The sequence below is a fragment of the Tabrizicola caldifontis genome, assembly GCF_004762095.1.
Lineage (GTDB): Bacteria > Pseudomonadota > Alphaproteobacteria > Rhodobacterales > Rhodobacteraceae > Tabrizicola > Tabrizicola caldifontis.
The window spans coordinates 33,909-47,829 of sequence record NZ_SIJH01000008.1 but is presented as its reverse complement, the minus strand read 5'-3'; the positions used below and the strand labels follow the sequence as shown (position 1 = coordinate 47,829).

Here is a 13,921-nt window from a genome sequence, read left to right as displayed (position 1 = left end):
GCAAAGGGCTCAACGGTTGAAGACGCGGCTGGGGTGCAATTCTCCCGCCCGGAAGTGGCCAACGGCCACCGCCTGCCCGTCCAGGCTGGCCCAGCCCTCGGTGCCCCATTCGGCATGGCCGATCACCCGGCCGGGATTGCCATTGCGCAGGCGCGCTGCGCCCTCGGGCGTGGCGGGCCATTCCGGCAGATCGGCCAGCCCCAGTTCCAGCGGCAGAAGCCGCGCGTCCAGTGCCTCGGTGCCAGCCTCGGCATCGACCGTTTCCAGCGTCACGCCCTGATCGGCGCGAAAGGGGCCGGACCATTCGCGCCGCAGCCATGCGACATGGCCCAGGCAGCCTAGGGCCTGCCCCAGGTCGCGGGCGATTGCGCGGACATATCCACCCTTGCCGCAGACCATCTCAAGATCGACGTGATCGGCATCCGGGCGCCCCAGCACCTTGAGGCTTTCCACCCACAGCGGGCGGGCCGCAAGTTCCATCGCTTCGCCCTCGCGCGCCAGATCATAGGCGCGTTCGCCATCAACCTTAACGGCGGAAAACTGCGGCGGAACCTGCTGGATATGGCCGCGGAAAGCGGCCAGCGCGGCCTCGATCTCGGCATCTGTCGGGCGCCGGTCGCTGGTGGCGATCACTGTGCCCGAGGCATCGTCGGTATCGGTCGCCGCTCCGAGGGTGACGCGGAAGCGATAGCACTTCAGCGCATCCGTGACGTAGGGCACGGTCTTGGTCGCCTCGCCCAGCGCCACAGCCAGAACGCCGGTCGCATCGGGGTCAAGCGTCCCGGCATGGCCCGCCTTCTGGGCCGACAGCGCCCACTTCACCTTGTTGACCACGGCGGTGGAGGTCACCCCCGCAGGCTTGTCCACGATCAGCCAGCCGCTGACGGCGCGGCCCTTCCTGGTGCGCCCCATGATTCACCCCTTCGGAACGACGGTGCCGACGATCGGCCCCATGGGAAAGCCGCCGTCATGCCGGCCCAGTTCGGGCGCGTAAAGCCGCGAGATGTTGCCATCGAAGTACAGCGCATCGTCCAGGCGCATCGCATCCCGGAAGAACCGCGCGAAGTCGTGGAAGTTGACCCGCCCGTTCGAGATGGCAAAGACCGCACGGCTGCCATCGCGGCTGACGCCAACCCCGTTGCGGATATACCGGCTGTCGCTGTCGGCCAGGAAGCGCGGGTGCAGCTTGCCCCCGATCACAAGCATCGGCCCGGACTGGGTGGCATAGCGGCACGCGGGACGGTCGGCCTTGAAGGCGCGGCTTTCGATGATGCGGAAGCTGCCGTCCCAGCAGAAGACCCCGTTCGGCAACATGCCGAAGTTCCCCGGCCCATCGCGGGTGACCAGGGGGGCCTGCTCGCTGCCGTCCTCGATATACAGCCCGACCGGAGACAGGTCGCGGTGATACATCCCGGCATTCATGGCGAAGCCCAGGCTCTTGCCCTCGGCCTCGAGGGCCTGGTTGACCGCACGGAAGCTGCCGTAGGCACCATCGGGCCCAGAACGAAAGAGGCGCAGGTCCTCGCCCGCGGCGACCTCGCAGACGGTGTAGCCCATGCCTTCGAACACGGTATCGCGGCACGTTGCTGCACCCGCGGCCAGCGGCGCCAGGATCAGGGCAAGGGCAAGCCGCAGCATCACTCTTCGTCCGGCGCGTCGAGGTCGCGTTTCACAGCGGGGTCGGAAAACAACCGGCGCGTCTCGTCCAGCCGGTCGAAGGTCTCGTCGGGGCGGAAACGCAGGTCAGGGGCATATTTCAGCGTCAGTTCGCTTGCGACGCGGTGGCGCAGTTCGGCCTTGTTCCGCGCCAGCGCGGCTATGGCCTCGGCCACCGGGACCGAGCCCATCAGCGGCATGACATAGACGGTGGCGATCTTGAGATCGGGCGAGCAGGCGACCTCGCCCACGGTGATCGACATGGCGTTCAGGTCGGGGTCGTGGATCTCGCCCCGGTTCAGCACGTCGGACAGCGTGCGGCGGATCAGTTCGCCCACGCGCAACTGCCGCTGCGAGGGGCCTTGGCCATAGGTGGGGCGTGATTTCGACATGCCGCCCGTTTAGGCCCTTTCGCCGCGCCCCGCAACGCCGGGCTTCTCACGCCTGCGCGAAGCGGCTAGGGAAAAGACCCAGGCATGGAGGCTTGCGATGAACGATCTACCGGGACTGGTTGTGACAGGCGCATCGGGCCGGATGGGTCAGACGCTGATCCGGCTGGCAGGGGCGTCCGACAGGCTGCGCCTGGTGGGCTGCGTGGAACGTCCGGGACACCCCTGGATCGGCCGTGACGTGGGCGAGGCGATGGGCAGCGCAGCGCTTGGCGTGAAGGTCACCGACGACCCGCTGGAAGCCTTCGCCCGGGCGCAGGCCGTGGTCGATTTCACCGCCCCCGCCGCGACGGTGGAATTCGCCGCGCTTGCCGCTCAGGCCCGGGCCGTGCATGTGATCGGCACCACCGGGCTGGAACCCGACCATCTGGCCAGGATCGAGGCCGCCAGCCGCCATGCAGTGATCGTGCGTGCCGGGAACATGTCGCTTGGCGTCAACCTTCTGGTGCGGCTGACGCAGAAGGTGGCTGCGGCGCTGGATGCCGACTGGGACGTGGAAATCGTCGAAGCCCACCACCGGATGAAGGTCGATGCGCCTTCGGGAACCGCGCTGATGCTGGGCGCGGCAGCGGCGGCGGGACGGGGCGTCACCCTTCAGGATGCAATGGTCGCGGGGCGCGACGGCATCACCGGCGCGCGAGAGCGGGGCACCATCGGTTTCAGCGCGATCCGCGGCGGCGACATCGTGGGCGAACATGATGTGATCTTCGCTGGCGAGGGCGAACGTGTTGTCCTGCGCCACATCGCCACCGATCGCGCGATCTTTGCCCGGGGGGCGCTTCGGGCCGCACTGTGGGGCCAGGGTCAGAAGCCGGGGCAATACGACATGATGGACGTTCTCGGCATCTGATCGATTCATCCGGCGCGGCTTCTTGCGCGTATCATCGTCGACGGAACCCGGGGGGTCTGCGATGCTGCGTGTGATTGCGTCTGTCCTGCTTCTTGCCGCGCCCCTGCCCGCGGCGGCCAATGGTTTCGAGCCCGTCCGCGACAAGGGCGATTTCCTGTCGCTGGTCAAGGACCGCGTGCTCAGGATCGGCCTTTACAACCTGTCGCTGCGGGTGCTGCCCGACGGCCGGATCGAAGGCAGCGCCCTGGGCTGGGGCATCACGGGCACCTGGCACTGGAAGGACGGCTACTTCTGCCGCGAGATGGACTGGAGCGGCATGAAGATTTCCTACAACTGCCAGCTGGTCGAGGCGCGCGGCGCCGAACAGCTGCGCTTTACCGTCGATCAGGGGGCTGGCGATTCGGCAACCTTCCGGCTGCGCTGACCGGTATCCCGCTGCGGCGCCGCCGGGGCTGTCAGCGCCCAGGATGCGGCTTCACGCGCGGCTCGGTTGACCGGATCTGGCTGCCTGCGCCATGGTCGGTGAACAGTTCGATCAGGCAGGCATGGGGAATGCGGCCGTCAAGGATCGTCACCGCCCGCGTGCCCTGTTCCAGCGCCATCAGCGCGGTCTCGGTCTTCGGGATCATGCCGCCCGAGATCACGCCCTCCTTCGTCATCTGGCGAATCTCCTCGGGCGTGATCTGGGTCATCACCTCGCCCTGGGCATTCTTCACCCCCGGCACATCAGTCAGAAGCAATAGCCGGTCGGCCTTCAGCGCCCCGGCAATCGCACCCGCGGCCGTGTCACCGTTGACGTTGAAGGTCTCGTTGTCCTTCATCCCCGTGCCGACCGGGGCGATCACCGGAATGATCCCGGCATTATAAAGGTCGCGCAGCACCTGCACGTTCATCTCGACCGGGCGGCCGACATAGCCCAGTTCGGGGTCGTCGGCCTCGCAGACCATCAGGTCGTCGTCCTTGCCGGAAATTCCCACGGCGCGGCCGCCGGCATCCATTATCGCCTGCACGATCCGCTTGTTCACAAGGCCCGACAGGATCATCTCGACCACTTCGACCGTGGCCTTGTCCGTCACCCGCTTGCCGCGGACGAATTCGGACTTGATCCCCAGCTTGGTCAGCATCTCGTTGATCATCGGCCCGCCGCCGTGGACGACCACGGGGTGCACGCCGACCTGCTTCATCAGCACGATGTCGCGGGCGAATTCGGCCATCGCCGCATCATCGCCCATAGCGTTGCCGCCGAACTTCACCACCACCACCGCGCCGGAAAAGCGTTGCAGGTATGGCAAGGCTTCGGAAAGCATCCGGGCGGTGTTCTTCGCGTCTTGCATGGTCAGGGTCTGCTGTTTCATGGGCGGCCTCCGCGTCGTGGACCGGATAAGTCTTTTCGCCCCCCCTGCCAAGCCTTGCCTTCCGCGCAGCCCTGCGTAGCTTGACGGCAAAGGAGAACCGCGATGACCGAACAGAAGACGCTCGTCCTTACCGGGGCCAGCCGCGGGATCGGCCACGCCACGGTCAAGCGTTTCGGCGCCGAGGGCTGGCGCGTTCTGACCTGCTCGCGCCAGCCCTTCGACCCGCGCTGCCCCTGGCCGGGGGGTGAAGAGAACCATATCGAGATCGACCTTGCCGATCCGAACCGGACCATCGCCGCGATCGAGACGATAAAGGCCAAGGTCGGCGGCAAGGTCCATGCTCTGGTCAACAATGCCGGCATCAGCCCGAAGGGCCCGGGCGGAGCGCGGCTTGACACGTTGACAACCGATCTGCGCACCTGGGGCCATGTCTTCCACGTCAACTTCTTTGCCCCGGTCATCCTGGCGCGCGGCCTGAAGGATGAACTGACCGCCGCTCAGGGCAGCATCGTCAACGTCACCTCGATCGCCGGAAGCCGGGTTCATCCCTTCGCCGGGGCGGCCTATGCGACCTCGAAGGCCGCGCTTGCGGCCCTGACGCGGGAAATGGCGCATGACTTCGGCCCGCTCGGCGTTCGGGTGAACGCCATTGCCCCGGGCGAGGTGGAGACCTCGATCCTGTCGCCCGGCACCGAGAAGATCGTCGAGACACTGCCCCTGCGCCGACTGGGCCAGCCGCGGGAAGTGGCCGACGTGATCTGGTTCCTGTGTTCCGACCAGTCCAGCTACATCTCGGGGGCCGAGATCGCGGTGAACGGGGCACAGCACGTCTGACCGACCGATTCGCCCTGGGCGGTTGAAGGCGTTCCGCCTGTGCCTGCGCAAAGACGCAAGAAAGGCGTCGGAAAGGTTCCGGAATGAAGGGTGCCGGCCAGCGGTTCCGGCCCCTTCTGGCTCGCGACGCGCCATCCCGCCGGCCCGGCCCCGATGTTGCATCAGCCTGTTCCCCTCCAAGCCCCCGCGCCCGATCCGCCCCCTGGGTCTTTGCCTCTGCCCGCCGCTCTGGCATAAGGGCGCATCCCGAAAGGTCCCGCCCATGCTTGACGACAGCGACGACGACATCCACCCGCTCTTCCACGGCGCACCGAAGGGGCTGGAGTTCCGAAAGCTGCGCAAACGTCTGGTCCAGCAGGTCCGCGAGGCGATCGAAACCTACGGGATGGCAAGGGCCGGCGACCGCTGGCTGGTCTGCCTTTCGGGCGGCAAGGACAGTTACACCCTGCTTGCGGTCCTGCACGAACTGAAATGGCGCGGTCTGCTGCCGGTCGATCTTCTGGCCTGCAACCTCGACCAGGGCCAGCCCGGTTTCCCGGCCACCGTGCTGCCCGAGTTCCTGACGCGGATGGGCGTTGCGCACCGGATCGAATACCAGGACACCTATTCGGTGGTGACCTCCAAGATCAGGCCGGGCGGCACGATGTGCAGCCTGTGCTCAAGGCTGAGGCGCGGAAATCTGTACCGGATTGCGCGGGAAGAGGGCTGCTCCACCGTGGTTCTCGGCCACCACCGCGACGACATCCTGGAAACCTTCTTCATGAACCTCTTCCATGGCGGAAGGCTTGCCGCCATGCCGCCGAGGCTGCTGAACGAGGACGGCGATCTTTATGTCGCCCGGCCGCTTGCCTTCGTGGCGGAAGCGGATTGCGCCAGTTTTGCCCGCGCCATGAACTATCCGATCATTCCCTGCGACCTGTGCGGCAGCCAGGAAGGCCTGCAGCGCGCCCAGATTAAGAAGTTGCTGGACGAATGGGAATCGCGCACCCCCGGCCGACGTCAGATCATGTTCCGCGCCCTGATGAACGTGCGCCCGTCTCACCTGGCAGACCCGACGCTGTTCGATTTTGCCGGCCTCGCTGCCGCTGTGGCAGATGGGGAAAATCCTACACAACTTTCGGTTGGACGTTAAGGAACTGAACAGGAACATTATTCTAGCCTGACCCTGCAACGAAAGGGGCTCTGGCCCTGGCAGACGGGGGGAAGGCATGGCGCGAGGGCGGTCTCTTGTGCCGCAGGGTGTGCGGTGGGCCAGCCTTGCCGTTTCGGTGGCAGCGATCTGCGCGTATCTGGGCTGGGTTCCGGGTGCGATCTTGGCCCTTGGTCTGCTTTTGCCTTTCACCATTGCGGCAACGTGGCACCTGCTGCAGGCCGGTCACGCCGGGGCCATGTCGGATCGGGTGATCGACCGGCTGGAAACGGCGATCCGCTCTGGCGGAAGGACCGGCTGCTTTGTCCTTCAGTTCGAGGATCTGGCCCCCCTGTGCGATCGCATCGGCCGGACCCGTCAGTCGGCCATTCTGGCTGCCTGCATCGCGCGGCTGCGCGGCAGCCTGCGGTCGGGTGACCTGCTGTTTCCGCTGGAAGATGGCAGCCTTGCCGTGGTCCTTGGTCCATCGCATCGTCTGGACGAAGACAGCATGATCCGCATTGCCGGCCGGTTGCAGATGGTTGTGCAGCAGCCGCTGCTTCTGGGAACCGAACCCGTGCAGCTGAGCTGCTGCATCGGCTTCTGTCACTTGGGCCAGTCGGCCTCCGCCAGCGGCAGGGCCGTCCTCGACGCGGCCCAGATCGCGGCGGATGAGGCGCTTCAAAAGGGGCCGGGCGCGATCCGCGCCTTCACCGCCGACCTTGCCCGCGCCCGCGACGAGCGCGAAGCCTTGCGTGCGGAATTCGTGCAGGCCATCGAAAGCGGACAGATCCTTCCCCATTTTCAGCCACAGACAAGCACCGACAGCGGCGCCGTATCGGGCATGGAGGCACTGGCCCGTTGGAACCACCCGAAACGCGGCTGCCTCGCCCCCGGTGCCTTCCTGCCGGCGATCGAGGGCACCGAGCTGGTCGAACTTCTGGGCAGGACGATGTTGAACCGGGCCCTGGCGGCCCTTGCAGCATGGGATCGGGCGGGACTGGGCGTCCCCTCGGTCTCGGTCAACCTCTCGAAACGCGAGCTGCGCGATCCCCTTCTGCCACAGCGCCTTGCATGGACGCTGGACCGCCATGGCCTTGCCCCCGGTCGGATCACCATCGAGGTACTCGAGTCGGTGGCTGCCAGGGCCGACGACATTATCACCCGCAATATCGCCTGCATCGCGCGCATGGGCTGCGGCGTGGACATGGACGACTTCGGCACGGGAAGTGCCTCGATCACCTCGATCCGGCATTTCGCCCTGCGCCGCCTGAAGATAGATCGCAGCTTCATCCGCGGGGTTGACCAGGACCGCGACCAGCAGGGCCTGGTCACCGCGATCCTGTCACTGGCCCAACGGCTGGGGCTGGACACGGTGGCAGAAGGCGTGGAAACCCGGGGTGAACATGCGATGCTGGCGCAACTTGGCTGCGGCCATGTCCAGGGCTTTGCGATCGCACGCCCGATGCCGGCCGAGGATTTGGAAGTCTGGCTGTCGGCGCATCGGGACAGGCTAGCCAACGCCCTGCCGGTCGGCCTGCGCACGCGATAGCATCACCCGGATCGGCCACGCCGCACACTGCCACGCAGGCTGTCACAATCCACGATGCCCAAGGAATTGATCATGTCCGCTGCCCGCGCCGGGGTGAAAGCGCTTGACCTTTCCCCGGCCCTGTCGTTGAAGCACCGCTGACCGAGAACGACCGTCAGGGTGACTTGCCGATGGAAGAGCAGAACAACAAGAACCTGATCCTGGCGATGGTGCTTTCCGCCGCCGTGATGCTGGTGTGGTTCGTCCTCTTCCCACCACCCGAGCCACCCGTCAGCCCTCAGCCGGCCAGCGATGCCGTCACGACCGCAGAGCCTGCGGTCAACGCCCCCTCTGCCACCGCCGACGCCGGCGCCGACACTGGGGCCGGGGCCTCGGAACCCGTTCCAGAGGCACTTCGCGTGCCGCTTGACACGCCGAAGCTTGCCGGATCGGTTTCACTGCGCGGCGGGCGGATCGACGACCTGAAGCTGAAGAACTACCGCGAGACGCTGGAGCCCGGGGCAGAAACCGTGCGTCTTCTGGTGCCCCAGGGCGAAAACCTGGCCTATTATTCCTTTTTCGGATGGGTCCACGGGACCGGTCTGGAAGCGGCCGACGTTCCCGGCGCGAACACAGACTGGCAGCTGGAAAGCGGAACCGTCCTTTCGCCCGGCCAGCCGGTGAAGCTGCGCTGGGAGAACACCAAGGGTCTGATCTTCCACAGGGAAATCTCGGTGGACGAAGATTACATGTTCACCGTCAGCGATCGGGTGGAAAACACGTCCGGTGCCACTGTCGTGCTGCAGCCCTATGGTCTGATCGTGCGTCAGGGGCTGCCCAAGCTGCAGAACATCTTCGTCGTCCACGAAGGGGCCGTGGCGCGCGCCGATGGAGAGCTGAGCGAGACCGACTACAAGGACATCACCGCGCTTGCCGTCGATCCGCGCGAAGGTCTTCCGGCCGAGGTGACCGAGGCCACGACCGATGGCTGGGTGGGATTCACCGACCACTACTGGATGACGACCCTGATCCCCGAGCAGGGCAAACCGCACAAGCAGGTTCTGAAATACGACCCGAACCGCGACGAATATCTGGCCGATGTCCGGCCCGCCGCGGTCAGCCTTGCCGCCGGGGCCGAAGCCAGCTCGACGATTCAGCTGTTTGCCGGCGCCAAGGAATGGGCGACGATCCGCGACTATCAGAATGTCGCGGGCATCCCGGGCTTTCTCGACTCGATCGACTGGGGCTGGTTCTACTTCCTGACCAAGCCGATCTTCGCCGTGCTGCATTGGCTGAATGCGGCCATCGGCAACATGGGCCTTGCCATCATCGCGCTGACCTTCGTGCTGAAGGTCATCGTGCTGCCTCTGGCCTACAAGTCCTATGTCTCGATGGCGCGGATGAAGGAACTGCAGCCTGAAATGGAGGCGATCAAGGAACGGGCGGGCGAAGATCGCCAGAAGCTGCAACGCGAGATGATGCAGCTTTACAAGGACAAGAAGGTGAATCCGGCGGCGGGCTGCCTTCCGATCCTGATCCAGATTCCGATCTTCTTTGCGCTGTACAAGGTGATCTTTGTCACGATCGAACTGCGCCACGCGCCGTTCTTCGGGTGGTTGAAGGATCTCTCGGCGCCAGACCCGTCATCGCTGTTCAACCTGTTTGGCATCCTGCCATGGGATGCGCCGCCGACCGGAAGCCTGCTGCACCTGATCTTCATCGGCGTGCTTCCGATCCTTCTGGGCATCACCATGTGGCTGCAGCAGACGCTGAACCCTGCCCCGACCGACCCGGTGCAGCAGCGGATCTTCGCCTGGATGCCCTGGGTGTTCATGTTCATGCTGGGGGGCTTCGCCTCTGGTCTGGTGATCTACTGGATCACCAACAACACGATCACCTTCATCCAGCAGTACATGATCATGTGGAGCCACGGCAAACGGCCCGACATCTTCGGCAACATCCGTGCGAACAAGGCCGCGCGGGTCGCCGCCAAGTCAGCAGCGTCCCCTGCGGCACCGGGGCCGAAGAAGGGCAAGAAGTGACCGGTCGGGCCGGCACCGACACGGGCCTGGTTGCCCATCTGGTCCGCCACCCGATCAAGTCCGGCGGGTATGAGCATGTGGACCGCGCCGTGCTGAGCCCCGGCGCGGCCTTTCCGTTCGACAGGGTCTGGGCCGTGGCCCATGCCGCAGCCCGCCTGACCGATCCGCCCGGATGGGCCGAAAAGCTGCAATTCCTGCGCGGCTGGGGCTCGTCCGAACTGATGGCCATTGCCTGCACCTCTGACCCGCAGGCGCGGCGCGTGACACTGTCGCATCCCCGGCGGCCAATCGAAAGCTTCCAGCCCGACAATCCGTCCGACGCCGCGCGTCTGATCGAGTGGCTGCGCCCGCTGTGGCCCGCGAACCGGCCCGAACCGGCCCGGGTGATCGCGGTGCCGGGCCAGGCGATGACGGATCAGGACCAGCCGCTGGTGTCGATCAACAGCCTGTCGTCGCTGGCCGATCTGTCGGCCCGCATGGGGCACGATCTGTCGATCCACCGCTGGCGAGGCAACATCTGGGTGCAAGGCTGGAAGCCCTGGGCCGAACTGGACCTGATCGGCCGGGAAATCAGCATCGGCACCGCGCGCCTGCGGGTCGAGGAACCGATCGGCCGCTGCCGCGCCACCGGCGCAAACCCCGACACCGGCCAGCAGGATGCCGATACGATGGCTGCGCTGGAACGGCATTACGGCCACACCGATTTCGGCGTGTTTGCCCGTGTGATCAAGGGCGGCAGCATCGCGCTTGGCGACGAGGTGCATGCATGAGCATGATCTTCACCCTGGCCTCCGAACCCGAGGACGAGGCACGCGAAACGGGCCGACTGCTGTTTGCAGGCCCGGTCGATTTCGTGAAGGGCGTCACTTCCATGGCGGCTCTGCCCCCCGCAGACCGGATCGAGGTGTGCTTCGCCGGCCGGTCGAATGTCGGAAAATCAAGTCTGATCAATGCACTGACAGGCCGCAAGACGCTTGCGCGTGCTTCGAACACGCCGGGGCGGACGCAAGAGATCAACTATTTCGCGCTCGGAGAGGCGCGCTATCTGGTCGACCTGCCGGGCTATGGCTATGCCGAGGCACCGGTTGCCATTGTTGCCAGATGGCAGGCGCTGCTGAAGCAGTATCTCGCGGGCCGCCCTACCCTGCGCCGGGCCTTCGTTCTGATCGATGCCCGCCACGGGGTGAAGGCGGTCGATCAGGAAATCCTGACGCTGCTCGACCGCTCGGCAGTGACCTTTCAGATCGTGCTGACCAAGGTGGACAAGATCAACCGCACCGAACGGGCAGCGGTGATCGAACAGGTCAAGGGGGCGCTTGCGAAGCATCCCGCCGCCTATCCGCAGATCGTCGTCACCAGTTCCGAAAAGGGCGAGGGGATCGAGACCCTTCGCGCCATCATAGCCACGCTGGAATAGCCCGGGGTCTGCGGCATCGGGCCCTCAAAAGGCCTCAGGGCTTGCAGGTTCTGCGTCATCCATTAGGGTCCGACGGTGCTGTGTCGCTGCGGAAGGAACCGGATTGCGCATCTTCGGGGTCATTCTTGCGGGCGGAGAGGGACGCCGGATGGGGGGCGTGGACAAGGCCTTGCTAAGCCTGGCCGGCCGCCCGCTGATTGCCCATGTCCTGGACCGGCTTTCCCCGCAGGTCGAACGGGTTCTGATCTCGGCCAACGGCGACCCTGCCCGCTTTGCCGCCTTCGGCTGCGAGGTCGTGCCCGATGCCGCGCCAAAGGGGCCGCTGTCGGGCATCCTTGCTGCACTGAACCGGGCGCGCGAGCTGGGGGCCACGCATCTGGTGTCGACCCCCGTCGATACGCCCTTTCTGCCGGGTGATCTTGTGCCGCAGCTTCTGTTGGCAGCGGAAGGCGCACCCGAAGGACTGGCGCTGGCAAAGACGGCGGATGGCGACCATCCGGCAACCGCCCTTTGGCCGGTCGGGATCGCACCGGCGCTGGCCGACCATCTTGCCGGGGGCGGGGCGAAGGTGACCCGCTTCACCGACGCCCACCACGCCGCCCGGGCCAGCTTCAACGACCCGCGTGCCTTCCTGAACCTGAACACCCGCGAAGACCTTGCTGCCGCCGAGGCGCTGCTGCGGGGTGCAGCATGAAGATCTACGGTGTCATCGGCTGGAAGAATTCAGGCAAGACCAGCCTGATGGTACGCCTGGTGGCCGAGATTACCGGTCGGGGCTTCAGCGTTTCGACAGTCAAGCACGTCCACCATGCCGTCGATCTGGACCAGCCCGGCAAGGACACCTTCCGCCACCGCCAGGCCGGTGCGCGCGAGGTGGTGCTGGCCTCGGCAGACCGGTTCGCCCTGATGGTGGAACACCGGGGGCCGGAGCCGGAACTGCCCGCCATCCTGGCCCGCCTTGCACCGGTCGATCTTGTTCTGGTCGAGGGCTACAAGCGTGACGCCCACCCGAAGGTCGAAGTCTGGCGCGCGGAAACCGGGCAACCGCTGATTCAGCCGGACGACCCGCTGGTACGTGCCGTGGCGACCGATGCGGCGCTTTCGCTGCCGGTCCCGGTGCTGGACCTGAACGATACCCGCGCGGTGGCCGACTTCATCCTGCGGGAGGCAGGCCTTGCGGTATGACCGGGTGATCGTGGTCGACTGGTCGGGCAAGGCGACACCCAGCCCCGCCCGCCCCGGAAAGGATGCGATCTGGGCTGGCCTCTGCGAACCGGACCGCAGAGAGGAGAGCTATTTCCGCACCCGTGCGGAGGCCGCGAACTGGCTGTCCGCCCGTCTGGCCGAGGGTGGGCGGCAGCTGATCGGATTCGATTTTCCGATGGGCTTTCCCGCAGGCTTTGCACGAAGGCTGACGGGTCGGGACGACGCGCGGGCGCTGCATGGCTGGCTGGAACGGCAGATCGTGGACGAGCCGGACAACCGCAACAACCGCTTCGAGGTCGCGGGGGCGATCAATGCCCGTCTGGGCGGCCGGGGTCCGTTCTGGGGCCGCCCGATGGCCCGCGCTGTCCCGCATCTGTCTGCGTTCAAGGACAGCGACCATGCCGCCCTGGGCCTTGCCGAGAAGCGCCGGGTGGAATGCGAGAACCCTCCCGCCAAACCGGTCTGGCAATTGATGGGGGCCGGTTCCGTGGGCTCGCAGGCGCTTCTGGGAATACCAGTCGTCCACCGGCTTGCCGCGCAGACCGGGGCCGCCATCTGGCCATTCGAGGCCCCTGCTGATCTGACACTGGCCGAAGTCTACCCATCACTTCTTGCGGCCGCGGTCCGGCGTGACGGCGACCCGATTCCCGACCGCGCGCAGGTCCGACTGCTGGCCCGCGCCCTGCTCAACCTGTCGCAGGCCGACCGTCTGGCACCCCTGCTTCGGGTGCCGCCGATTGCCATCGAGGAAGGCTGGATCCTGGGCGCCGGCCACACCCGCCTTCTGGAGGAGGCGCTGGGATGGACGTGACGATCTACTCGGGTCTGCATGCGCATCTTCGCCCGCAGGCAGCGCGGTTGTACTGGGAGGCCTTCGGCGGCAAGCTGGGCCGCGTCCTGGGCCCCGACACCCGTGCCGTTGCCTTTTTCGAAAGGGTGATCCGCGCCGATCACTGCCTTGCTGCGGTGGATCAGCGTGGCAATCTGGTCGGTCTGGCCGGGTTCAAGACCCCGTCGGGCAGTTTCGCGGGCGGTGTCTGGGGCGACCTGATCGCGATATACGGCCCCTGGGGCGGGCGCTGGCGCGGCTGCATGCTGCGCTGTCTGAACCGCGATGTGGACAACGACCGCTTCCTGGTCGATGGCATCTGCGTGGCCCGGGAACATCGCGGCAAGGGGATCGGCACGATGCTGCTGGCCGCGCTTTATGACGAGGCCGCACAGCGCGGCTATCGCTCGATCAGGCTGGATGTGATCGACGCCAACTGGCGCGCGCGGGCGCTATATGAGCGGCAGGGTTTCATGGCGACGCGGACCGATAACCTTGGCCTGCTGAGACATGTCTTCGGATTTGCCGCATCGACCACGATGGTCCGGCCGCTGACGGCACGCAGGGATTGACACCCCTTGCCCCGGCGGGCGGGCCCTGTCAGAATATGATCAAATTCCGGC

At 66.2% G+C, this 13,921-nt stretch carries 16 protein-coding genes; 12 read left to right on the top strand and 4 right to left on the bottom strand.

What is annotated here, in order from left to right:
- Positions 1–9 precede the first annotated feature (9 nt).
- The 3 genes from truB to rbfA are packed head-to-tail and all read right to left on the bottom strand — an operon-like array spanning position 10 to position 2,048.
- Positions 10–912, bottom strand: coding sequence for a tRNA pseudouridine(55) synthase TruB (gene truB, locus EYB42_RS08140; RefSeq protein ID WP_135449493.1), 903 nt, complete (start codon positions 910–912; stop codon positions 10–12).
- Between the two features lie 3 nt (positions 913–915).
- Positions 916–1,638 (bottom strand): phosphodiester glycosidase family protein, encoded by a 723-nt coding sequence (locus tag EYB42_RS08135; RefSeq protein ID WP_135449491.1) that lies wholly within the window; start codon positions 1,636–1,638, stop codon positions 916–918.
- On the bottom strand, positions 1,638–2,048 hold the full coding sequence (gene rbfA, locus EYB42_RS08130) for a 30S ribosome-binding factor RbfA (protein WP_135449489.1): 411 nt from the start codon (positions 2,046–2,048) through the stop codon (positions 1,638–1,640). Before rbfA ends, EYB42_RS08135 begins: the two co-directional genes overlap by 1 nt.
- Positions 2,049–2,145: 97 nt before the next feature.
- Here rbfA and dapB point away from each other — a divergent pair, with 97 nt between their 5' ends.
- Together dapB and EYB42_RS08120 are read left to right on the top strand one after the other, a co-directional pair.
- Entirely contained in the window at positions 2,146–2,955 is an 810-nt protein-coding gene (gene dapB / locus EYB42_RS08125) for a 4-hydroxy-tetrahydrodipicolinate reductase (protein ID WP_135449487.1), read from the top strand.
- A 61-nt stretch (positions 2,956–3,016) separates the two neighbouring features.
- Positions 3,017–3,379 (top strand): dihydrodipicolinate reductase, encoded by a 363-nt coding sequence (locus EYB42_RS08120; RefSeq protein ID WP_135449486.1) that lies wholly within the window; start codon positions 3,017–3,019, stop codon positions 3,377–3,379.
- A 31-nt stretch (positions 3,380–3,410) separates the two neighbouring features.
- On the opposite strand, the gene argB is transcribed toward EYB42_RS08120, so the two are convergent.
- Positions 3,411–4,289, bottom strand: coding sequence for an acetylglutamate kinase (argB, locus tag EYB42_RS08115; protein WP_135449712.1), 879 nt, complete (start codon positions 4,287–4,289; stop codon positions 3,411–3,413).
- A gap of 123 nt (positions 4,290–4,412) precedes the next feature.
- Between argB and EYB42_RS08110 the strand changes: the two genes are divergently transcribed.
- The 10 genes from EYB42_RS08110 (at position 4,413) to EYB42_RS08065 (ending at position 13,870) form a co-directional block, all read left to right on the top strand.
- Complete coding sequence (locus tag EYB42_RS08110; RefSeq protein WP_135449484.1) at positions 4,413–5,144, top strand: SDR family NAD(P)-dependent oxidoreductase; 732 nt, start codon at positions 4,413–4,415, stop codon at positions 5,142–5,144.
- 262 nt (positions 5,145–5,406) lie between these two features.
- Positions 5,407–6,276, top strand: a complete 870-nt coding sequence (gene ttcA, locus EYB42_RS08105; RefSeq protein WP_135449482.1) for a tRNA 2-thiocytidine(32) synthetase TtcA — start codon at positions 5,407–5,409, stop codon at positions 6,274–6,276.
- Positions 6,277–6,352: 76 nt separating this feature from the next.
- Positions 6,353–7,825: a GGDEF domain-containing phosphodiesterase gene (locus EYB42_RS08100; RefSeq protein WP_135449480.1), complete on the top strand. Its 1,473-nt coding sequence runs from the start codon at positions 6,353–6,355 to the stop codon at positions 7,823–7,825.
- Between the two features lie 170 nt (positions 7,826–7,995).
- Positions 7,996–9,846: a membrane protein insertase YidC gene (gene yidC, locus EYB42_RS08095; protein ID WP_135449478.1), complete on the top strand. Its 1,851-nt coding sequence runs from the start codon at positions 7,996–7,998 to the stop codon at positions 9,844–9,846.
- Entirely contained in the window at positions 9,843–10,616 is a 774-nt protein-coding gene (locus EYB42_RS08090; protein WP_240784039.1) for an MOSC domain-containing protein, read from the top strand. The genes yidC and EYB42_RS08090 overlap by 4 nt, the downstream gene beginning before the upstream one ends.
- Positions 10,613–11,263 carry a ribosome biogenesis GTP-binding protein YihA/YsxC gene (yihA, locus tag EYB42_RS08085; RefSeq protein ID WP_135449476.1) on the top strand — a complete coding sequence of 217 codons (651 nt, stop codon included), beginning with the start codon at positions 10,613–10,615 and terminating at the stop codon, positions 11,261–11,263. The genes EYB42_RS08090 and yihA overlap by 4 nt, the downstream gene beginning before the upstream one ends.
- A gap of 103 nt (positions 11,264–11,366) precedes the next feature.
- Positions 11,367–11,957 carry a molybdenum cofactor guanylyltransferase MobA gene (gene mobA / locus EYB42_RS08080; RefSeq protein ID WP_135449474.1) on the top strand — a complete coding sequence of 197 codons (591 nt, stop codon included), beginning with the start codon at positions 11,367–11,369 and terminating at the stop codon, positions 11,955–11,957.
- A complete protein-coding gene (mobB, locus tag EYB42_RS08075; protein ID WP_135449472.1) occupies positions 11,954–12,448 on the top strand; it encodes a molybdopterin-guanine dinucleotide biosynthesis protein B in 495 nt (164 codons plus the stop codon). Before mobA ends, mobB begins: the two co-directional genes overlap by 4 nt.
- Entirely contained in the window at positions 12,438–13,280 is an 843-nt protein-coding gene (locus EYB42_RS08070; protein WP_135449470.1) for a hypothetical protein, read from the top strand. Before mobB ends, EYB42_RS08070 begins: the two co-directional genes overlap by 11 nt.
- Entirely contained in the window at positions 13,271–13,870 is a 600-nt protein-coding gene (locus EYB42_RS08065) for a GNAT family N-acetyltransferase (RefSeq protein ID WP_135449468.1), read from the top strand. Before EYB42_RS08070 ends, EYB42_RS08065 begins: the two co-directional genes overlap by 10 nt.
- Positions 13,871–13,921: the final 51 nt, after the last annotated feature.